The sequence below is a fragment of the uncultured Pontibacter sp. genome, assembly GCF_947502515.1.
Lineage (GTDB): Bacteria > Bacteroidota > Bacteroidia > Cytophagales > Hymenobacteraceae > Pontibacter.
This window is the reverse complement of the sequence record NZ_CANNAI010000005.1, coordinates 325,884-347,333: the sequence shown is the minus strand read 5'-3', so window position 1 is coordinate 347,333 and position 21,450 is coordinate 325,884. Positions and strand designations below refer to the sequence as shown.

At 51.6% G+C, this 21,450-nt stretch carries 20 protein-coding genes; 11 read left to right on the top strand and 9 right to left on the bottom strand.

Annotation, left to right across the window (positions count from 1 at the left end; translation table 11 throughout):
* Positions 1 to 89: 89 nt before the first annotated feature.
* On the top strand, positions 90 to 269 hold the full coding sequence (locus Q1A54_RS14830) for a hypothetical protein (RefSeq protein WP_299989778.1): 180 nt from the start codon (positions 90 to 92) through the stop codon (positions 267 to 269).
* Here Q1A54_RS14830 and Q1A54_RS14825 read toward each other — a convergent pair.
* Positions 259 to 1,722 (bottom strand): aminoacyl-histidine dipeptidase, encoded by a 1,464-nt coding sequence (locus Q1A54_RS14825; RefSeq protein WP_299989776.1) that lies wholly within the window; start codon positions 1,720 to 1,722, stop codon positions 259 to 261. The genes Q1A54_RS14830 and Q1A54_RS14825 overlap by 11 nt on opposite strands.
* A gap of 238 nt (positions 1,723 to 1,960) precedes the next feature.
* Between Q1A54_RS14825 and Q1A54_RS14820 the strand changes: the two genes are divergently transcribed.
* The 4 genes from Q1A54_RS14820 to Q1A54_RS14805 all read left to right on the top strand — a co-directional run bounded on the left by Q1A54_RS14820 (position 1,961) and on the right by Q1A54_RS14805 (position 4,537).
* Entirely contained in the window at positions 1,961 to 2,992 is a 1,032-nt protein-coding gene (locus Q1A54_RS14820) for a phosphatase PAP2 family protein (protein ID WP_299989773.1), read from the top strand.
* An 87-nt stretch (positions 2,993 to 3,079) separates the two neighbouring features.
* Complete coding sequence (locus Q1A54_RS14815) at positions 3,080 to 3,505, top strand: EamA family transporter (protein ID WP_007659376.1); 426 nt, start codon at positions 3,080 to 3,082, stop codon at positions 3,503 to 3,505.
* Positions 3,506 to 3,508: 3 nt separating this feature from the next.
* Positions 3,509 to 3,994, top strand: a complete 486-nt coding sequence (locus tag Q1A54_RS14810) for a GNAT family N-acetyltransferase (RefSeq protein ID WP_299989770.1) — start codon at positions 3,509 to 3,511, stop codon at positions 3,992 to 3,994.
* A 30-nt stretch (positions 3,995 to 4,024) separates the two neighbouring features.
* Entirely contained in the window at positions 4,025 to 4,537 is a 513-nt protein-coding gene (locus Q1A54_RS14805) for a DinB family protein (RefSeq protein WP_299989767.1), read from the top strand.
* A gap of 72 nt (positions 4,538 to 4,609) precedes the next feature.
* Here Q1A54_RS14805 and Q1A54_RS14800 read toward each other — a convergent pair whose 3' ends face one another.
* Entirely contained in the window at positions 4,610 to 5,431 is an 822-nt protein-coding gene (locus Q1A54_RS14800) for a nucleotidyltransferase (RefSeq protein ID WP_299989764.1), read from the bottom strand.
* Between the two features lie 238 nt (positions 5,432 to 5,669).
* Positions 5,670 to 6,893: a glycoside hydrolase family 2 TIM barrel-domain containing protein gene (locus Q1A54_RS14795; RefSeq protein WP_299989761.1), complete on the bottom strand. Its 1,224-nt coding sequence runs from the start codon at positions 6,891 to 6,893 to the stop codon at positions 5,670 to 5,672.
* Positions 6,894 to 7,202: 309 nt separating this feature from the next.
* Between Q1A54_RS14795 and Q1A54_RS14790 the strand changes: the two genes are divergently transcribed.
* Both Q1A54_RS14790 and Q1A54_RS14785 read left to right on the top strand, forming a co-directional pair.
* Entirely contained in the window at positions 7,203 to 9,014 is a 1,812-nt protein-coding gene (locus Q1A54_RS14790) for a glycosyltransferase family 2 protein (protein ID WP_299989756.1), read from the top strand.
* Positions 9,015 to 9,099: 85 nt separating this feature from the next.
* A complete protein-coding gene (locus Q1A54_RS14785; protein ID WP_299989753.1) occupies positions 9,100 to 9,867 on the top strand; it encodes a hypothetical protein in 768 nt (255 codons plus the stop codon).
* A 38-nt stretch (positions 9,868 to 9,905) separates the two neighbouring features.
* On the opposite strand, the gene Q1A54_RS14780 is transcribed toward Q1A54_RS14785, so the two are convergent.
* Positions 9,906 to 10,802: a glycoside hydrolase family 25 protein gene (locus Q1A54_RS14780; protein WP_299989750.1), complete on the bottom strand. Its 897-nt coding sequence runs from the start codon at positions 10,800 to 10,802 to the stop codon at positions 9,906 to 9,908.
* Between the two features lie 186 nt (positions 10,803 to 10,988).
* On the opposite strand from Q1A54_RS14780, the gene Q1A54_RS14775 reads away from it, so the two are divergent.
* Positions 10,989 to 11,852: a M28 family peptidase gene (locus Q1A54_RS14775; RefSeq protein ID WP_299989747.1), complete on the top strand. Its 864-nt coding sequence runs from the start codon at positions 10,989 to 10,991 to the stop codon at positions 11,850 to 11,852.
* Between the two features lie 69 nt (positions 11,853 to 11,921).
* Here Q1A54_RS14775 and Q1A54_RS14770 read toward each other — a convergent pair whose 3' ends face one another.
* Complete coding sequence (locus tag Q1A54_RS14770; RefSeq protein ID WP_299989744.1) at positions 11,922 to 13,046, bottom strand: alanine racemase; 1,125 nt, start codon at positions 13,044 to 13,046, stop codon at positions 11,922 to 11,924.
* Positions 13,047 to 13,368: 322 nt separating this feature from the next.
* Here Q1A54_RS14770 and hemN point away from each other — a divergent pair, with 322 nt between their 5' ends.
* From hemN to Q1A54_RS14755, 3 genes are all read left to right on the top strand, one after another.
* Positions 13,369 to 14,739, top strand: a complete 1,371-nt coding sequence (gene hemN, locus Q1A54_RS14765) for an oxygen-independent coproporphyrinogen III oxidase (RefSeq protein ID WP_299989741.1) — start codon at positions 13,369 to 13,371, stop codon at positions 14,737 to 14,739.
* 119 nt (positions 14,740 to 14,858) lie between these two features.
* Positions 14,859 to 15,407: a CopD family protein gene (locus Q1A54_RS14760; RefSeq protein ID WP_196121000.1), complete on the top strand. Its 549-nt coding sequence runs from the start codon at positions 14,859 to 14,861 to the stop codon at positions 15,405 to 15,407.
* Positions 15,408 to 15,466: 59 nt separating this feature from the next.
* Positions 15,467 to 16,132 carry a hypothetical protein gene (locus tag Q1A54_RS14755; RefSeq protein WP_299989738.1) on the top strand — a complete coding sequence of 222 codons (666 nt, stop codon included), beginning with the start codon at positions 15,467 to 15,469 and terminating at the stop codon, positions 16,130 to 16,132.
* Between the two features lie 262 nt (positions 16,133 to 16,394).
* Here Q1A54_RS14755 and rluF read toward each other — a convergent pair whose 3' ends face one another.
* The 4 genes from rluF to Q1A54_RS14735 form a co-directional block, all read right to left on the bottom strand.
* Positions 16,395 to 17,405: a 23S rRNA pseudouridine(2604) synthase RluF gene (gene rluF, locus Q1A54_RS14750; RefSeq protein WP_299989735.1), complete on the bottom strand. Its 1,011-nt coding sequence runs from the start codon at positions 17,403 to 17,405 to the stop codon at positions 16,395 to 16,397.
* 90 nt (positions 17,406 to 17,495) lie between these two features.
* Positions 17,496 to 18,407 carry an AEC family transporter gene (locus Q1A54_RS14745; protein WP_196120997.1) on the bottom strand — a complete coding sequence of 304 codons (912 nt, stop codon included), beginning with the start codon at positions 18,405 to 18,407 and terminating at the stop codon, positions 17,496 to 17,498.
* Between the two features lie 189 nt (positions 18,408 to 18,596).
* Positions 18,597 to 19,526: a citrulline utilization hydrolase CtlX gene (gene ctlX, locus Q1A54_RS14740; protein ID WP_299989730.1), complete on the bottom strand. Its 930-nt coding sequence runs from the start codon at positions 19,524 to 19,526 to the stop codon at positions 18,597 to 18,599.
* Positions 19,527 to 19,669: 143 nt separating this feature from the next.
* Positions 19,670 to 21,448, bottom strand: a complete 1,779-nt coding sequence (locus Q1A54_RS14735) for an aminopeptidase P family protein (protein WP_299989728.1) — start codon at positions 21,446 to 21,448, stop codon at positions 19,670 to 19,672.
* Between the last annotated feature and the right edge of the window lie 2 nt (positions 21,449 to 21,450).

The following is a 21,450-nucleotide window of genomic DNA, read 5'->3' as shown; positions in this document are numbered from 1 at the left end:
TGTCTCCTACATAAGGTATAGCACATCATGGCTAATCTCTCTGCAGCGCTCACGATTCTTTAGGCCATGATTACCCGGCCTTTCAGATCATGGCCAGTGGAAGAGTTCGCAAACCGACCGAGCAATACAGCACACTTACTGCTAAAAAAACCCTCTCCCAGGCCGATAACGCAGGAAAGGGCTTTCTGTTGGAGCTATTTAAAACAGAAGAGCCGCTCTTTGCATTTGCAGGAGCGGCTCTTCTGTTTCAGGTTTCTATTACGCTTTAGCAGGTATACGCTTCAGTGTATCCAGCAGGAAATCCCAGTACTTCTGCACCGAGCTGATCTGCACTTTTTCATCTGGTGAGTGAGCACCGCGAATGTTCGGACCGAAAGAGATCATTTCCATCTCAGGGTAGTTGGCACCGATGATACCGCATTCCAGACCAGCATGGCAGGCGTTCACATGGGCTTCGCCGTTATACTTCTCTTTGTAAAGGTCGCTCATCAGCTGCACAATGCCTGCACCCGGACGAGGCATCCAACCCGGATACATACCACTGAGCGATACTGATGCGCCACCCAATTCGAGGGCACTTTGAATAGCTGCAGCCAGATCCATTTTCTCGCTGTCTACAGAGCTACGGGTGAGGCACTGAACGGTCAGTTTTCCATCCTGTACCAATACGCGGGCCACGTTATTGGAAGTCTGCACCAAGTGCTGGATATCCGGGCTCATACGGTATACCCCGTTATGGCATGCGTAGAGGGCACGCAATAAATTCGCCTGATAGTCGGCTGGTAAAACCTGTGCAGGTGTTTCTGTCTGCTCTACTGTCACGGCCAGATTCGGGTCTGTCGTAGCGTGCTCGTTTTTAAAGATGGCTGTCAGCTCCTCCACAAAATTCTCAAAAGCTCTAGCCTCCCCTGTAGGTATAGCTACCACGGCTACGGACTCACGAGGGATCGCATTGCGCAGTCCGCCGCCATCGATCGAGCCGATGCGCAAGCCAACTTTTTCAGTAGCTTGGTGCAGCAGTCGGTTCATCAGTTTGTTCGCGTTGCCGCGACCGAGGTATATGTCCATACCGGAGTGACCGCCCGTCAGGCCTTTGATGTTTACTTTGTAACCTTTCATGTCACCGCTTATACCTTCAGGCTGGTAAGTGCCGCTGGCATTGATGTCCACTCCGCCGGCGCAACCTATTGTCAGTTCGGTATCATCTTCGGTATCGAGGTTGAGCATGATATCGGCTTCCAGCATACCGCCTTTCAGGCCGAGGGCACCGGTCATACCTGTTTCTTCGTCTACTGTGAACAGCGCCTCGATGGCTGGATGCTCAATGTCAGTAGAGGCCAGAAGCGCCATGATCGTGGCCACACCCAAACCATTGTCGGCTCCCAGTGTCGTGCCGCGGGCTTTTACCCAGTCACCGTCCACATACATGTCGATGCCTTGCTTATCGAAGTCAAAATCAGTGTCGGCATTCTTTTGATGCACCATGTCCACGTGGCTCTGAATCAGCACCGTCTTGCGGTCTTCCATACCTGCGGTGGCGGGTTTCTTGATGATGACATTGCCGATTTCGTCCTGTATAGTTTCAAGGCCAAGTTTTTGACCAAATTCCATCATAAAGGCGATCACACGCTCTTCTTTTTTGGAAGGACGCGGAACGGCGTTCAGGTCGGCGAAATTATTCCAAAGGGCTTTCGGTTCGAGTGCTCTTACTTCAGTGCTCATGTATGGGTTTTATTTTGATTGCGATTCTAAGCTATACCTGTTGTCAAGAGGTATAGGATTGGGTGCCGCTAAGGTACTAAGTTTATGGTGAAAGCCCCAGCAAGAGTGCAGCGTGACAGCCGATTAATTTACCAGACAGAATAATTCTCAAAAAAAATTTCTGAACCCTGCGTCTTTCCGGCATCCTCCCCGTCATCCTGATGAATTTGAAACCAAAACATTAATAACAATTCATCATATGGAACCGATTTATCAATTCGCAACGCCACAGTCAATCGAAAATCAGAAAGCAGCACAGAGCAAGCAAGCTCAGGATGCCACAGAGCAAACGGCCTCATGCCAAAACTGCAAAGAATCGAAGACGGACAGATCTTCTACCACTACCACCCTGTTGGCTATCGCCATCCTACTGGTTACGGGCTTCTGCACCAGTTTCTCCGCAACAGCTCAAACAGCTTTCGCCAGCAACAACGGTCCTAACAAGCCAGCTAAAGAAAACAAGTCGGATGTAGCCATTCGCTCACTGGATGACATCACCTTCCCGGAGGCTGACTTCAAACGTGGCGCCTACCTGAAGCTGCGCACGGTATACGTGGATGTGCCGGTGAGCAAATTCAAAATCAAGCCTTTCCCGGCCAACAGTTCGGCTGAAACCCGCGCTGAACTTGACTTCCTGCTGCACCTGCAAAAAACCCGCAACGCCGAAGCCATCAACCGCACTGAGACCATGGCCAACATATACTTCGACCCATTGACCACCAACCCGGCCGACGCCGACTATACCCGCAACATCAACAGCCTTTTCTTCATTGGCCGCGATCTGGGTCCCTGGTTCAATGCGCAGCAGTTGCCGGTTACATCGCGGGTATTGCAACAGGTGATTCAGGATGCTACTTACTACATCTTCTCCCTCAAAGCCGACTTTAGCCGCCCTCGTCCTTACCAGTTGGATAGCCGACTGGAGAACCTGGAAGCGCCGGGCCACGCCTCCTACCCTAGCGGACACTCTTCTACTTCGCACGTGCATGCCTATATTCTGAGCCACATTTTCCCGGAGTATAAAGACCACTTCATGGGTGTTGCCAGCGACATGGCCTTCTCCAGAGAAACCCGCGGCGTGCACTACCCAAGCGACTCGGAAGCCGGTAAGGAGTTTGCCCACCAGTTTGTGGACGAACTGATGAAGAGCCGTCAATTCCGCACTGACCTGGAAGCCATGAAGGCGGAAATAGTACAGGTAAGAGCTGCTAATCAACTCACAAAAAAATAAGGTAGAAAGCCACACAAAAATTCCGAGCAGAATTAGTTGGAGAGTGTAAAACCTGTCGTACTATTGCAGCCTGAAATTTAGAGGATAATGGAATCTTGGTTAGGATACGCACTCGTTGCCATGCTCACAGGGGGCGTGGCAATGGTGTTTGCGAAGATGGGCATGAATAACAACGCCAACGAGCATTTGGCGCTGGTGATACGCACAGGGGTATTATTTATGATGGTGCTGGGCCACGCACTCTACGCAGGTGGCCTCAAGTCAGCCCGGTTGATCGACAACAAAACGCTCACTTGGTTTATACTGGCAGGAGCCTGCACGGCAGTGTATTGGATACTCTATTTTAAAGCCATCAAAACAGCCGATGTATCGGTAGTGGCTACCATAGACCGGGCAGGTATACTGGTCACGGTGGGACTCTCCTACTTTCTGCTGAACGAGCCGCTCACGCCACGTCTGCTGCTGGGTATGGGCGTGATCTTGTGTGGCACTTTGATTCTGATCTGGAAATAAACGATGATACAGCTTGCAACAATGCAGCAGGAGCATGCGCATGAGGTGCTCCGCATTTACGGGGAGGGCCTGGAAACCGGCTTTTCGACCTTCAACACCGAGGTGCCCACCTGGGAGGAATGGGACCGTAACCATCTGCCGCATACCCGAATCGTCGCTGTTGAAAATGAGGAAGTGCTGGGTTGGGTGGCGCTCCTACCCGTCTCCTCCCGGGCCTGTTACCGGGGAGTGGCTGAGTTCAGCATTTACATTGCCTCCCTCCACCGTGGCAGAGGTATAGCCGATAGGCTCATGCAAGCCATGATTGAGGAGAGCGAAGCCAACGGCATCTGGACACTGCAGTCATCCACTTTTTCTGATAATACCACCAGCCTGCGCCTGCAGGAGCGGCACGGCTTCCGGCAGATCGGCTACCGCGATCGTATCGCTCAGTTGCACGGAGTTTGGCGCAACACTATATTACTTGAGCGACGCAGCAACTTATTTTGACCTGAAACTCGTTCTCAGCCTAAAAAGCCCATGGAAATCAGCAGCATACCTTCTTTTCTGGATTACTACAGCAAGATCAGGCAGCGCACCGAGCGTGTCATCGCCTGTATACCTGCCGACCAGTTCGATTGGACCTACCGGGAAGGGAAATTCACCTTTGCAGACCAGATCCGGCACATTGCGGCCATAGAGCGCTACCTGTATGCGGAAACCGTGCAAGGCAGACCTGCCGCTTATACCGGTTGCGGCAAGGCGCTGGCGGATGGTCCGGAATATGTACTGGCCTTTTTCAGGGAAAAGCATCAGGAAAGTCTCGCTATTTTCAACAGCCTGTCTGACCAGGACCTGCAGCAGAAAATACAAACACCGGGAGGCGGTCAAATCACGTGCTGGAAATGGCTTCGCGCGTTGGTTGAGCATGAAATTCATCACCGGGCGCACATCTATACCTATCTGGGCATACTTGGTGTACCGACACCCCCTATTTTTGGCCTCACCTCAGAGCAGGTACAGGAGCAAAGCACTCAGGCAGCCAAAAGTTAATACATAAAAAAACGCCACTACAATGAGCAGTGGCGTTTTTCTGTTGGCTATACCTCTTAGCAGGTATAGCAACTATATCGTTCGCATAGTAAGGGCCTTGTAATCCCATACACGTACATCATGCCCGTACTGTGTCTGGTCGATGAACGGGCCCCGGCAGATTTTGTCTTTTGGTGGTTCCACATCATACTGCTCTCTGGCCCGCAGCAGCAGTTCGTCCATTAGCCAACGGGGTATGATGTCCCGGTCGGATGGATATACGAACTGGAAACTCATGAACTGGGCCAGTAACAGCTGCCAGTGCTGTTCTGTGTAGGACCACAGCCGGTTCCAGTCCAGCTTATCGCCGCAGCTCAAGATGATGTGGTTGATGTCAGAACCGTCGTAGCGTTCCCGATTCTGCACATACAGTTTACACCAGATCAGCTCTTCGGCAGGCATAAATTTCACTTTTACACCGTACAGCTCGCCTTCTGTGGCATACTCAAACCAACGGTCATCCACCGGGCACATGCTGGCGGGGTTATTGAAGATCAGGTCCATGAGGTGCTCCCCTTTTTTGGCTTTGGCCAGCCAACGGGCGTCTGTCATTTCGGTATAGTAACCCTCTTCGGCAAAGGTCTTGAGAATGCGGGGGCACTCTCCCACCTTGCAGAAAATGTCCATGTCTTTTGTTGCCCTGTTGATCCCCGTGTACATGTCAAGGGCCAGACCGCCACCTACCAGGAACTTGGCCTCACTCTTGACCAACAGGCTCAGTGCTTCTTTGTAAAAGCTCTCTGCGGTTAGTTCGCTATCGCCAGGGGGAGTCTGCTCTGCTTTCACAGTCTTTTTTTTAATTTTTACCGGGTCTTGGGCAGTTTTTACTTTTGTATGATTCAGTTGCTTATTCATGTGTCAAATTCAGGCTCTGTGATGGATGTAATCTTCAGCAGGAGACAGCATTGCCTGAAGACCGCCTCTGTCAGAAACAGTCTAAATTGTACTACTCCTTAATCTAAAACTGAGGTAAGTGGTTTACTCATAAAGCGCTGAATTAGTTGTAGCACTGACTAAATAAACAATCAGGTAAGGTATAGTCACAATTTTCCCTTGAAAGGCAAAATTTAATTTGGATAAAACCTGGAATATATCAATAGAAATCCAATGCTGAGCTGAAGGTGTTGCCAGCCTTCACATAGAAAGGAAAGTTGGCCGTGGCAACGTTTCCCTGCCCGTCATAAACATAGGCATAGAGTCGGTAGGCCCCGTCACGCTGCGGGGCTTTGAGAGTGACGTTGTTGCCAGTTGTTTTCTGGATCGCATCAGGTATAGCGTCAGGCTTTTCTTCTTTGATGGCATTGCCGTCTTCACTTACCGTTTCCGGCAGTAGCTCCCACTGCACTTGCAAACTATCGCCGTCAGGGTCAGTAGCGAACACTGCTGCTGAGGACAATTCACCGGGTTGCAGGTATACCTGGTCCGTTGGAAAGATGTCTTTGAGCGAGAGATAGGCGATGTGCGGCGCCCGGTTAAAATCCCGCTTCCCGCTCCAGATCTCCCGCATCACCTGTGCTAACTCCGTTTCTTCGCCGGTCTCGGTCATAATGCTGAACCAGGTCGGGGTGGTTTCGTACTTGTAGCCCCAAATAAAAGCATAGGCACCCAAACAACGGTTAGGGTCAGCCAACACGGTATTTTCATACCTTTCGCGGGCAAAGGAGGCTTTTTCGGAGCTAGTCTGCTCGATCGGGGCATACCACCAGGTCGTGTAAGTCTCCCAGTAGCCTCTGCCTCCGAACTCAGCTATCACATAAGGCCCGCTCCAGTTGGTTTCACGGATTTCAGCCGGCAGGTCGTTCAGGGCTCCGAAGGAGTTGATGGAGAGAATGTCGATGGCCGGGCAGCGTCGCTTGATCAGGTTGACAACCTGCTTTGGCACGTTCATGACAGTAGTGGTCGTCGGGTGGTTCGGATCTATTTCATGGATCATTTCGGCAATGCCGTTCACGGCATCCCATACCTTCACATTGGAGCCTTCCGCGTAAAGTTCATTGCCTACTACCCACATCAGTAAGGCCGGATGGTCCTTGTATTTGAGGACTTCTGCACGTAAACGCTCCTTCTGAGCCGCCACGTCCTCTTTGTCGTAGTAGTTGAAGCCTTCCCGCTCCCGTTCCATCCAAAGTCCCAGCATAACGGTTAGCCCTTGTTCATGCGCTTCGTCCAGAATGCGCTGCGCATCATCCGTGTGCCACACCCGGATAGAGTTGCCACCATAAGCAGCTACCTTGTCAAAATGCTCGTATCCGGCGGCTCCCTTTATAAAGTAGGGTTCGCCATTCCGGTATAAAGTATACTTCTCCCCCTCCTTCACGACTTCTACTGTGCGCCCCAGTTTGTTATACTGTTGATCATCAGATGTTATAAAAGCACAAGAACTTAAAACAGATAAGCAAAAGATAACAATTGTACTAAAACGGATAGAATAAACCATGTAGCTGGTCAGCATAAAGTCAAGAAAGTAAGGCGTAAGCGATTAAATACAGGGTAAAGCAATGGAACTTTTGAGGATAATACGAGTATAAACCACAGATGTTATTGTACCAAATAATCACAAAACAGGCAAAACAGCTAGTGCATAAAAATTAAGCTATCCTAAAAAAATACACGTTCCCGTTCGCTGATGTATAACATTCCTGCCAGTAACCCTAAAGTACAGCATACTTCCATTCCCGGCGTTGTCCCTAAGCCGAAGGATGTCCTGACCATCCGCCTCATGATCGTGATGGGCTTGATCACCATGGTGCTGTTCCTGTACTGGTTTATCGACGCAGACCATATCGGCTACCTGCCGCTCTATATACTTCTGACTACTGCCCTCGGCTTTAAACTGCTGCGCACCCTGCACGAATGGTACCACTATTTTGATGTGAGCGTACCGGTCAAGCCTAAGCTGCGAACTAAGTTTAAGGTGGATGTGCTCACTACTTTTTGTGCCGGCGAGCCTTATGACATGATCATTAACACACTGGAGGCCATTCAGCGCATCCGCTATCCGCATACCACTTACCTGTGCGACGAAGCCGATGATCCATACCTGAAGGAACAGTGCGAACGATTGGGTGTGATCCATGTGACCCGTACCAAAAAGATCAACGCCAAGGCAGGAAACATCAACAACGCCCTGAAACAGGCCACCGGTGACATCTGCCTGATTCTCGACCCGGACCATGTGCCGGTGCCGGAATTTCTGGACGAGGTGCTACCTTATTTTGAAGATCCGGAGATTGGCTATGTGCAGTGCGTGCAGGCGTATTACAACCAGAAGGAAAGCCTGGTGGCTTATGGTGCCGCCGAGCAGACTTATAACTTCTATGGCCCCATGATGATGGGCATGAATGCACACGGTACGGCGCAGGCCATCGGGGCCAACTGCGTTTTCCGACGCAGCGCCCTCGACAGCATTGGTGGTCACGCAGCGGGTCTGGCCGAAGACATGCATACGGCCATGCAGTTGCATGCCAAAGGATGGAAATCAGTATACGTACCCAAAATCCTGAACAGAGGCCTGGTACCCGGCACGCTGGCCGCCTACTACAAGCAGCAGGTAAAGTGGAGCCGTGGCACCTTTGAGTTGCTCTTCACCACATATCCGAAACTGTTCAAACACTTTACCTGGCGGCAGCGCATCCACTACGGCACACTGCCGCTCTACTACCTGTTTGGGGTTTTCAACCTGATTGATTTCCTGATTCCTTCCCTGGCGCTGATCATGGCTGAATTTCCCTGGTATGTGTCTTTGGGTGAGTTCCTGATCATGTTCACGCCTTTCTTCCTGATCTCCATTGCTATCCGGCAATATGCGCAGCGCTGGTACCACGAGAAAAATGAAAAGGGCTTTCACATGTTCGGGGGCATTCTGCGTACCGGCACCTGGTGGATCTTCCTGCTGGGGCTCGTTTACTCTATTTTCCGGGTAAAAGTACCTTATATACCCACCCCTAAAGATGACAAGCCAAAAAACAACTGGTTGCTGAGTCTGCCCAACATACTGATGGTCGGACTGATGCTCGGAGCCATTGCCTACAGCCAGCACCTGTACGGGCACCTGTACACCAATCCGTATGTACAGATGATGGCCATGTTTTCGCTCGTGAACGTATTCATATTGGGTTCTGTGGTGGTGATCGGACAGGAGAAATTCATACAATGGGTGCGACACAACATCCTGCACGCCCACCTGCTGCAGCCTGTCCTGCAACCGCTCCGACTGGCAATCTGGCGTACGCGTCACAGCTTTTACGACGGCATCCGCTACGTAGCTATTTTGATCACCATGGTCTCTGTGGCTGTTTCTACCAGTTTTTTGCTCTTTGGCTACAAGCCTTACAATACCTCTCAGGAACAGGACAAGCCGCTGGTACAAAAACCTGTTAACACTGGCGCCCGCCCCCATACCATACTTCCCGCCAGTTTGCTGCCCAGCCCCCAATAAGTACAGACACAAATTCCCCAACAGTTGACGGTTGCTCTCGTTAATAAGTATAATGTATTGATGTAGAACGCTAAAACTTAGAACTATGAACAGACATTCATCAGACCGGGATCACGACCGTCATGAAAGAGATTTCCATACCCGTCGCTCAGAGCGCTACCGTCATCCTGAGCAGGACAGCGGCTACCGATTCGACGACTACGGCTCTGCAGCGCATGGCGGCTATGGCAATGAAACCTATCAGGACACTTGGGGTAACCAGGGCAATGAGCGGGGCGGATCGCGCAACTATTCCAGAAGAAACATCACCGACAACGATACCTACAGCTCATCCCGCAACTACGGCAACATGGGCAGCTATGGCGGTGCCCAGGGCTTTGGCGACATCCGCGGCGGCCGCCACGATTCTGACCACCCGTTTGACAGCGGCATGGGATCTCAGCGCAGGTATGGCAGTGAAGGCAGAGGATCGATGGGTAACCGTGGCTACCGCGAGGAAGGCCGTGACTACAGTCGCCACAACAGGTATGGCTCCGACCGCGAAGACCTGTACGGCAACGAAGTATCGCGCCGCTTTGAAGGCAGCAGCGGGCAGGGCCGCTACGACTTTGAACGGGACGACTACTACAGCTCCAACTATGGCGATGATCAGGGCAACTACATGGGCAGCGGCTACAACCGCGAAACCCGCAGCCGATATGGCGAAGGCGACTACGGCTCGAGTGGCTTCATGCAGTCAGGAAACCGGTCTGGTAGCCAAGGCCGCAGAGACCGCGACCGTGACCGTAACCGCGATGACCGTCGCCCACGTGAGTTTAATACAGCTCAAAACCGCTGGAGCAACGACTGGTAGACCAGCATAGAAACCATAAAAAACAGCAAAGGCGCAGCTTATCGTTGCGCCTTTGCTGTTTTGGGGGAGTCTTTCGGATCTATAGTTTCTTTAGGCTGGATGCATAATTTGAGGATATCCTTTTTGGTTCCGTAGAAAATATTGCAGTCTACCGGCCCCCGTATACCTTCTATCACGCCGCGGTCAGTGTGCTGCCAGAACGATAGCAAGGCCCGGTCCGTACGTTGCATCTTTAGCTCTTTCACGTTGTAGTGCGCGATCCAGAGCGTGTATTCGTCAAAAAAGCCCTCCAAGTAATCCTTGTAAAAGCTATAGCCAGTATAGATGATCGGCTTTGTGCCATAGGCCCGCTCCACATGCACCAGCCACTCTTTGATATCGCCCCGGAAGTGGTTGAGCGGTTGCTTACCACGGACCTCCACATCCAGTACAGGCGGCAAGTCACCGGGCTGCAGCACCACTGTCTGGATGAAGTTGCGGGCCTGCTCCTCAGGCGAGACGCTGGGACGGTAAAAATGGTAAGCCCCTCGGATGATGCCCACCTCCTGTGTGCCCTCCCAGTTTCGCTCATAGTGACTGTCTTTTAGCTTCACGCCTTCAGTGGCCTTGATAAAGGCGAAAGACACGTCGTTGTCGCGCACCTTCTCCCAGTTGATCTTGCGCTGGTACTTGGACACGTCTATACCCAGAATCGTATTACCAAGCGGACTGTGCCCTTCCGGCCAGATAGGCTGCTTCTTTTCAGTGAAGAACTCCACATACAGAACCAGCAAACCAATAGCCGCGACCACGCCCAGCCCGACCCAGAAAGGCAGCTTAGACTGCTTCTTCTTAGGCTTCTTGCGTTTAGGCGCAGCACGGGGAGCCTTTGGGGCTGGTGTAGCCTTGGGCGTCCGGATGGCCTTGATCGGGTGAGGAGTTTTGACTGTACTCATAGCTTCCTGAGGGAAAGCAAAGATATACCTTTCAGACAAATGGAAGGTATAGCCCTGTTTAAAAAAGATTAGCTGCTCATGCGGCTATACCTTGCAGTTGCCCTAAAAAGCGGTGCTATACCTGCTATTGCCAATTAAACAGATTTTGCTAAAACCGTAAAAGGAAGTTCACAGACAATGAAAGGCATGACAAACAGCAAGCACAGACTTCACCGTGATGTAGAGCAACTGACAGGTATACAGCCTGCCCGAAACTACCAGAACATAGAGGCCCTGGAGACAGCGGTCAGGTATATCAAAGGTGAATTTGAGAGGCTGGATTGTGAAGTGGTGGAGCAACCATTTAAAGTTGACAACAGGACTTATAAAAATGTGGTAGCTATGTTTAAAGGCCAAAGCAGTGCTGAACGCATTGTGGTAGGCGCCCACTACGACGTGTGCGGTGACCAACCCGGTGCCGACGACAATGCCAGTGGTGTGGCCGGTCTGCTCGAAACGGCTCGGCTCCTGCACGAGCATAAGCCTGATCTAAAACACGACATTGAACTGGTCGCTTACTGTCTGGAAGAGCCTCCTTTCTTTGCCAGCGAAGCCATGGGCAGCGCCGTGCATGCCCGAAAACTGCACGAACAGCAAGTAATGGTGCGGGCCATGATCTGCTACGAAATGATCGGCTACTTTTCGGATGAGCCTAATTCACAGAAGTTTCCCGACCCGGAGCTGGCCAAGCACTATCCTAATAAGGGCAATTTTATAGTCGTAGTCGGAAAGACAGGGCAGGAAGGCTATACCCAGCAGGTGCGTGACCTGATGCGCCAGCATACCTCCATCGATGTGCAATCGGTTAACCTTCCAGCCGGTTTTGGGCTGGTGGGTCTCTCCGACCACCGCAACTACTGGAAGTACGACATCAACGCCATCATGATCAACGACTCCTCCTTTCTGCGCAACCCACACTATCACCAGACCAGCGATACCATCGATACGCTTGACTTCGACAAAATGGCGGCTGTGGTAGAGGGAGTGTACGGTGCCTTAACCAAGCTATAAAAAAGCCGACACTTCACAGGATATACCCCGCTAAAGTACCGGCTACTTATACCTGACGGTAGGTCTTGCTTATACAGGTTGCCCCTGCTGCCCTATACCTGACAGATGCTCCAGTCGCTTGCCCTCGAGGGTCGTGTAGCTTCCCATCACGTCAGCAGTAAGGCAGGAATGGATCGGCAGTATTCCCATCAGGTCACCTATTTTATACCTGTCGAAGAGCTCCTTGCTGGCCCGTATGGTGCCGTGCTCCTGCGAGAGGGACACTAGTTCTATACCTTCCAGGGGTTCTGACCAGCCGTTTTCCGTCAGCTCGACCACGCGTCCGAAGATCAGCGAGCCATCTGCCCCCACCAAGCTGTCTTTTGAGAAATGCACACTGCCGCCGTGCACAATGATCTCGTTACGCTCCGGATGCTTTGCGATAACCGGGCAGGCCATGCATACCGCTATCTGCTCGAAACTGCAGGAGCCGATGTGCTGTTGCGTCAGGTCATAGAACACATAGTTGCCCGGGCGGATCTCGTCAACCCCAGTGATGGTCTGCAAGATGCTGCACGAAGGCGTGTCCCCGATAGATACCTGCAACTCCGGGAAGCGCGCCTTATACCTGTCGCGTACCAAATTCAGGAGAAAAACTGTGGTGTGGTGAATAGTCCGAATAGCTTCTGCATCGGTTTGTTTGTAGGTATGGCCGTCGTGGGCGAGCACGCCTGTGAACTTTAGCTTGTCATTCTGCTCCAGCAAGGCCACAATCGCATCGAGTTCTTCGTGGCTGTGTGGCAGAATGCCCGTGCGGCGGTAGCCTGTATCGATCTTGAGCCAGAGATTCACCGGATGCTTCAGCTGCTCTGTCAGCGCCTGCACTGTTTCAATATTTACGGCCACCAAATGCAGTTTTATCTTTGCCGCCAGTTCGTTTACCAACGCCATCTCGCGGATGTTCACAGGTATAGCCACCATGATGTCATCCCAGCCGTGCTTGGCAAAGTAGCGGGCCATTTTGAGTGAAGAGACAGTAATGGCTTCTGTTCCAGCCTCCCGAAACCAATCCCCCACCTGTGCGGACTGGTGCGTTTTAAAATGCGGACGCAGCCGAATGTTGTTGCGTGCAGCTTTTTCGGCCATCATGGCGATGTTCCGGCGGCATTTCTTTTCGTCCAGTAAGAGGATGGTTTCTGTGATATGGTCAAGCATGTCTATCTAGTTTTACAGGTATAGCGGATACTAAGGGAGGGCCTCAAACTCTGTCGGAAACTATCCTCTTGAGGACAAGTGAGAACCTGTTAGAATTTAATGCCACAAACAGGCTTTAGGCAGGCTCATGACAGGTATAGCGTCTAACAATTCAGTCACAAAATTTCTTTTCATGACAAATATCATCCCTTAGCCCTGCCCTAAAGTTCATAAAAAGCAGCTTGACTGACAAATGTCATTTCTTAGGTGACGGGGGTGCCCGACCTTTGTAACCGTAATGAAGCAGCAATTGCTTCAATGTACCAATTTAGAAGAAACGATTATGAAAACTGCTGTCACTCCTGCTGAACTACTGGCCAAGTACGATGTACCTTCGCCACGCTATACCAGCTACCCTACTGTGCCGTTCTGGGACGAAAAACCCCTGACCGAAGCCCGTTGGAAGAGCCATGTGCAGCAGGCTTTCCGAGCCACAAATAAGAAAGAAGGCATCAGTCTATACCTGCACCTGCCTTTTTGTGAGGCTTTGTGTACGTATTGTGGCTGTAACAAGCGCATCACCAAAAACCACGCGGTAGAGTCACCTTACCTGGAGGCCCTACTGAAAGAGTGGGACCAGTATCTGGAACTGTTCGATGAGAAGCCACGCATTACGGAACTGCACCTGGGTGGTGGTACTCCGACTTTCTTCAGCGCAGCCAACCTCAAAAACCTGCTGGAGCGATTGCTCGAAAAAACTGAGACTACGCCTAATGCGGCTTTCAGCATCGAAGTGCACCCGAACGCCACGAATCGCGAACAGCTGCAGGTACTTTACGACCTGGGTTTTCGCAGACTGAGTGTGGGTATACAGGACTTCGACCCCTACGTGCAACTGATTATCAACCGCATCCAGACGTTTGAAAAGACGAAAGAGATATTTGACATAGCCCGTGAAATCGGCTATACCTCCATCAACGGCGACATTATCTACGGACTGCCGCACCAGACCGAAAAGAGCGTGCGCCATACCATCGAGAAAGTGAAAGAGCTGCGTCCGGAGCGCATCGCCTTCTACAGCTACGCTCACGTGCCCTGGAAGAGCAAAGGCCAACGTCGCTACTCAGAGGCTGACCTGCCTGCACCGGAAGTAAAGCGTGGTCTTTACGAACTGGGCAGAGCCATGCTGGAAGAGGCTGGTTACATCGAAACAGGTATGGACCACTTTGCTCTACCGGAAGACGAGCTTTGTATCGCAGCCGCCAATGGCACGCTGCATCGCAATTTCATGGGCTATACCCCGCGTCATACTCAACTGCTAATCGGCTTGGGCTGCTCCAGCATTTCCGACACCGGCACGGCCTTTATGCAGAACATCAAGGAAGTGGAAGCCTACGAAGAAGTCGTGCTGACTGGTCATCTCCCAATCTTCAAAGGTCACGAGCTGACCGGCGAGGACATGCTGTTGCGCACCCACATCCAGAACCTGATGTGTCGCGATTACACCAGCTGGGAACCTGAGGAATTGCCTTACTTTGTGGATGCGCTAATGCGCCTGCAACCATTAGCCGACGATGGTCTGGTAGAGTACAGCAACCAGGACATACAAGTACTGCCTGCCGGCAAGCCCTTCGTGCGCAACATCGCCATGTGCCTGGATGCCCGACTATGGGCCGGAAAAATGACGGTGCCGGTTTTTAGTAAGTCTGTTTAAGGTGATTTGATAGGATTGATTTTTTGATTATTCAGACCGAAGAACAAAGTCCGGATACCCTTAGGTATGCCGGGCTTTTGTTTTTATGTACCTTTGCCGAAACAGCATCCTGACGGTCTATGTCCTTTTTATACCTCAAAGCCCTGCACATTATATTTGTGGTTACCTGGTTTGCCGGCCTGTTCTACATCGTGCGCCTGTTCATCTATTATGCTGAGGCACAGGAGAAACCGGAGCCGGAACGGAGTATTCTGCAGAATCAGTTCAGCATCATGCAGAAGCGGCTCTGGTATGGCATTACCTGGCCATCGGCTGTGCTTACGCTTATTTTTGGTACCAGCATTGTTATCACGCTTGGACTTTACGACCCTTTTCCGGGCTGGCTTATCTGGAAACTGGCTTTCGTGGTAGGGCTGTACGCATACCACTTCCTTTGTCACAGTATTTTCAAGCAACAGCAAAGCGGCATCATCAAGTATAGCTCCACCCAACTGCGCATCTGGAACGAGGTGGCCACCGTCTTCCTGATCGCCATTGTGTTTTTGGTAGTGCTCAAAAGTGCGCTAAGCATGGCCTGGGGCATTGTGGGTCTGCTGCTGTTTTCGGCATTGCTGATGCTGGCCATTCGCATCTATAAGCGCACCCGGGAAGCGAAGCAGGCGCGTTAAACGACTGAACAATTCGTGCTTTGCCACGGATTTTGTAACTTTGAACAAACACCTGATACATGAAACAACCCGCACTGAAGCCCAACGAGAGAGAACTGATCAAACTGATACGCTTTTTCAGTAAGCGTGCCGCACGACTGATGGAAGAGGGAGAACTCAGCGCGGAGCATACACAAATGACAGCCGCGTGCGAGAATCTGGAGACGCAGCTGATCACGCATGCTGCCAATCGCGCCGCCATCATGGATAAGCGGGAGCGCCTGCTCAACATCATCGAGGACAATGCCCAGTGCCCGAAATGCAACAAAGCCGATATGCTGAAACGCACCGGTGCTACCACCAACGAGCACGGCTGGAAATGCAATACCTATAAGTGCCGCCGATGCAATACCGCCTTTACCTGGAATCGCCCCAACAACCCCTGGGATATGGTGGAGTTTCTGGAAATGTACATCGGTCAGCTGCAACTGGCCATGGCTGCTGAGCAAAACCAGGATGTGATCAACCACACCGAAGATGCTGTGGCCCAAATGAAGGATAGCCTAAGCCGCCTGCGTCCGGTGCTGCAAACATCAGACGAAGAGGTAGACGCCCTGCAGCAAAAAGAAAAGGAGATGGACAAGCTGATTCACCAGTTCAAAACCTACCTACAGATCGAGAAGATCAAATTAAATGCCTATCCGGGAGAGGAAGACGCTGAAGAAGAGGAAGAAGATAATCAGTAATTTTCTTGTTAAATTATCTTAGAAAAGGGCTAGGGCATTTCAAAAACAGCTTGCCTCTGATCGATTGAGTTTTTAATACGCTGTGTAGGCTTTAAATTTACTTTAATGAATTAATCAGGTATAGCGGTTTTAATGGCTTATACCTGTTGAAGCTAGTAGAAGCAAATTCCTATCGGATTAATCAACTCAATGAAAAAGCCGGTGCATCAGGCAGGTCTTACACCTATACCTAATGCACCGGCTTTTCAATATTGCCAGTAGCCTAACGTCTCTTTTTTCCGCCGCCCTTGGCTGCTGGTGCGTTTCTGCTGGCCCCTCTAGAGCCTGCACTGCTTTTCCCTCCTGATTTCTTGGCCCCCGGCCCTTTAGAGGCGCCGCGTTGGCCTCTTCCGCCTTTTGAGTCGCTTGATCCAAAACCACTTTTCTTGCCTGCACCGCCTTCTTTTCGTGGCGGTCTGCTGCCCGAAGAAGATTTTTTGCGAGCTGGCTGTGAAGTTTGCGTTTGGTTCGCAGCCGCCTTTTTCTTGCCCACTGAGCCTTCTTCTGTCATCACGGAATCAGCCACCATGCTTTGCAACATGTCAATCTCGCTTTCGGTGAGCTCTCGCCACTGGCCTAGCGGGAGCTTTGCCAGGGTAATGTTCATGATGCGAATACGCTGCAGGGTCTGCACTTCGTAGCCCAGTGCCTCAGTCATACGGCGGATCTGGCGGTTCATGCCTTGCGTCAGGATAATGCGAAACTTGTTCGGACCCAATTGCTCTACAAAGCACTTCTTCGTGTTCACCCCAAGTATCGACACGCCATTGCTCATCTTCTGAACAAAATCCTCGTTGATCGGCTTGTCCACCGTCACAATGTACTCTTTCTCGTGCTTGTTACCAGCCCGCAGGATTTTATTTACGATGTCGCCGTCGTTGGTCAGAAAGATCAGGCCTTCGGAGTCTTTATCGAGGCGGCCGATCGGGAAGATGCGCTCCGGGTAATTGACAAAGCGGATGATGTTGTCGCGCTGCGAGAGGTCAGTGGTCGTCTCTATACCTGCCGGTTTATTGAGTGCCAGGTATACGGGTGCCACCTGGTTCCATTGCAGCGTTTTGCCGTCTACCTGAATTTTGTCTTTGCCTTTAATCCTGGCTCCGACTTCGGGCGGCTTGCCATTCACCAGTATCCTCCCCTGCTCTATCAGTTTATCTGCTTCGCGACGGGAGCATATGCCTGCGTCGCTTATGAACTTGTTTAAGCGGATGCCGTCGGATGTGTGTTGTGTCATAATCTGAAATGGCCGTACTCTATACCTGTCGGCCGTGTGTTTATACTTGTAAAATAACGAGAAAACTTCAGGAATAGCTAAAGCTTGTCCCTACAGCCCCTGCACCAGCAGGTACCAGACGGCCAGCGTGATAAAGGAAAGCGGAATTCCGAAGCCCACCATCATAGAAGCCAACCGGGGTTTGAGGCCGTAGGAAATAGCTACGATAGAGGCCGTGATCATGGGCGCCATACCTGCTTCCAGTATGCTCACCTGCACCACCGGGCCGCGCATGCCCAGCACCAATGCGTAAAGCACATAAATAAGCAGTGGTGCCAGTATAAGTTGAAAAGCAAGGCCCAAAGCCAGAAAGCGCCAGTGTTTGCTCTTACGCTCAATCCGTAATTGCATGCCCACACTTACCAGCGCCAGCGGCGTCACCGTGCTGCCAAGGCGATTGAAAACATCCTTCAGATCATCCGAAAAATGTAAGTTCGCTACGTTCATGGCAAAGGCGATCACGAACACGAGGAAAGGCGGGAAAGTCAGTATTTTAAGACCGATCGCTTTAAAATCCGGCTGCCCCTTGGAGAAGTAGGCAGCTAAGGCTATACCTAGGGTCGAGACCACCACAAAGGTGCCGGGCAGGTCGACAAGGATAGCTGTCTGCAAACCTTGTTTGCCGTACAGTGCCTCGATGATCGGGAAGCCTACAAAAGAAGTGTTGCCGAGACCGGCGGTAAGAATCAGGCAACCAATCAGCTTCTTGGACCAGCCATAGATCCGGCCCAAGGTATAGAAAAAGGCCGCAGCCGCCCCAAAACAGATCCAGGCCACGCCCACAGGCAGCAAAACCGTACTATCAAGTTCCACTTCAGGTATAGCATACAGGGCCAGCGCCGGAAGCGAGATATGAATAATAAACTGGTTGAGCACCACCGGAGAAGTGCTCGGGAAAGCCGGTACCCGGCGCAGCAGCACCCCCACAATCAGACAAAGAAAAAGTAAAATGATACTGCTCATGCAGGCTCCGATAAAAATGAAACCGCAAAGCTAGGTATACGGGGAATGGGATGGGGCATGATGTAAAAGAAAAATTATGGAGCCATGTCTTCGTGAAAAGCTTCAACAGCAACATACCCAAGTATAACAGGTCCGGCCCACTTCTGCTAATCAAAGGTGAGCGCCTGAAAGCATACCTAATGTTCTAAATCATCGCTTCTTAAACAACTCCGCGATCATGCACCGGATGCTGCCGCCCCCGGCTTTCTCGATCATGTGGATAGGCAGGTATAGTATGTGCTCATTGTGCGCTTGCATACGTTCCAACTGCTTCGGCGTCAGGCTCTGATAGGCTGCCTTCGACATCACCAGAATACGCTCGCCCTGCTGGTTTTCTATTTGGAGCATGTTGCCAGCAAAATGCTGGTAGGTTTGCTCTTTGCTGATCTCGATAATCTCTTTGCCGCTTCCAACTAAACTAGTGTACAGCTTTTTGCGGTCCCGTGCATCCACCACATCGAGCGCCACCACCGCATAGGTATCGCCCACACACATCATCACATTGGTATGGTAGATCAGTTCACCTGCCGGGCCGTAGGCTTCGAAGGTAACCGCTTCGTAGCCGAGCTTGTCGCAGAAGTGCTGCAATGCCACCAGACTCGTGCGAGGTGAAACCGCAGCATAAGCGATCTTGTTCACGCGGTCCAGCACCAGGCTGCCTGTGCCTTCCAGGTATACAGGCGCTTCCTGCTCTTCAAAAAACTCCAGTGTCACATGCTCTCCACATTGGCAAGCATGCTTTATCTGTTCTATTACCTCCTTGCGCCGCTCATTGCGTCTGCTGGGTGATGCCATGGGGTAGGTTACCAGTTGCCCCTCGGCATGGGTAGAGAACCAGTTATTCGGAAAAACAGAGTCGGGTGTGCCTGCGTTTTCAGGGTCCCGCATTGTGATGACTTCTACCCCCAGATTGCGCAACTCAGCCACCGCATTCTTAAACTCAAGCAGGGCAATGTCCTGCACCTGATCAGGTGTGAAGTCCTGCAGCTCTTGTTGAAAGCTGTTGGTTTCGGCTGCCTCCGGGTTAAAGGCAAAGCCTGTCGGCTCGATCATCAAAATGGTGCTGGTGGTTTGTTTCATAACAGGATTTTTTCAAATATACTTCGTTTTCCAGGAAAGTGTAACTTGTAAGCCAGACAAGTCGGGATTACTCTCTGCTCTAAAAGAAAAAACCGGCTATACCCTCAACAGGTATAGCCGGTCTAACAATTAGCAATCAAAAATTAAATCGCCTTAGCCTTTTCCTTCAGCCAATTCAACTCGTCCTCTGTCAGCTGCGGTCCGAGCTTGTCTACCACCAGTTGGTTGTAGTCGTTCAGCCATTTGATCTGGCGCTCGTCGAGCAGCTCTTTTTTCACTGGCGCCGTGTCGATCAGTGCTAAGGTCAAGTGCTCGAAGGTATAGAACTCACCGAAGTCATTGGCCTCGTCAGGTATAGTCAGCACAAGGTTCTCAATGCGGATGCCGTACTGGTTCGGACGATAAAGCCCCGGCTCCACCGAAGTGATCATGCCCAGCTCAATATCCACTGGAGTTGGCGAAGGGTTAAATACGTGTGGACCTTCGTGTACGTTCAGGAAGAAACCTACGCCGTGGCCGGTGCCGTGGCCGTAGTTGCGGGCATGGTCCCAGAGCGGTTTGCGCGTGATGGCGTCAATCTGGTAGCCGCGCGTGCCTTTCGGGAAGCGGGCGGTAGCGCCGTCGATCATGCCTTTCAGCACCAGGGTATAGTCAATCTTTTCTTCTTCGGTCAGGTTGCCCAGTGAAACTACGCGGGTAATATCGGTAGTACCCGTCGTATACTGTCCGCCGGAGTCGAGCAGGAACAGGCCATCTGCCTTCAGCTCCACATCACTCTCGGGTGTGGCTTTATAATGCGGCAAAGCACCGTGCGCTTTGTAACCGGCAATGGTATCGAAGCTCTCGCCTACAAAACCCTCCTGCTCTGCCCTAAACTCCAGCACCTTGTCAGCAACTGATAGCTCGGTGATGGTTTCTTTGCCCAGATGCTCCTCCAACCATTTGAAGAAGCGCGTCAGGGCCACGCCGTCTTTCACCATCGTTTTGCGGGTGTTCTCTACCTCCACTTCATTCTTGATGGCCTTTAAGAAGGTAGTAGGGTTAGTAGTTTGGATCACGCGCACCTCAGTCGGTAGTTGCTTGTACAGGGCATAGCAATTGCGTTTTGGATCGATCAGGATGGACGAGCTGGCTGGCAGTTCGGCGAGTAGGCGATCCACCATCTCGTATGGCTGCAGCTCCACACCATCGGCCATCAGTTGTTTTTTGTCTGCCTCACTCAGTTTGGACTGATCAATAAACAGAATCGCATTGTCCTGACTGATCAGCGCAAAACTCAGCACCACCGGGTTGCACTTCACGTCGGAGCCGCGCATGTTAAAAAGCCAGGCCATATCGTCCAAGGAAGAGATCAGGTGGTAGTCGGCTCTTTGCTTTTTAAGTGCTTTGCGCAGCGCTTCCAGTTTTGCGGTAGTTGACTGACCGGTTGTCTCCTCTCCTATCAGGTAGGCCGAGGCAGTTGGCAATTCCGGACGGTCGTCCCAAATGGCGTCCAGCAAATCGCGGTCCGTGGCCAGTTCTATACCTAGTGGTGCCAACTCCTGCTCCAGCAGCTCAGCCAGTCCCACCGAGATCAGTTTGGCATCGTACGCCACCACTTCTCCCTCCTCCAGACGGTCAGCCAGCCAGCCGATGTACTCGGGTGCATGCTGCGCCTGCAGTTTCACAAGCTCAAAGCCGTTGCCTGCCAGTTGGTCTTTGGCCTGCACAAAGTAGCGGGCGTCGGTCCAGAGGCCAGCAAAGTCTTGTGTGATCACTAGTGTGCCTGCTGAACCAGTAAAGCCCGAGGCAAAGTAAATGCATTTGTAACGATCAGGCAGGTACTCGCTGATGTGCGGGTCAGCCGAAGGAATGATATAGGCGCTCAGTCCCTGCTCTTTCATTTGCTGGCGTATGGCAGCCAGTCTTTCTTTATGACTCATAG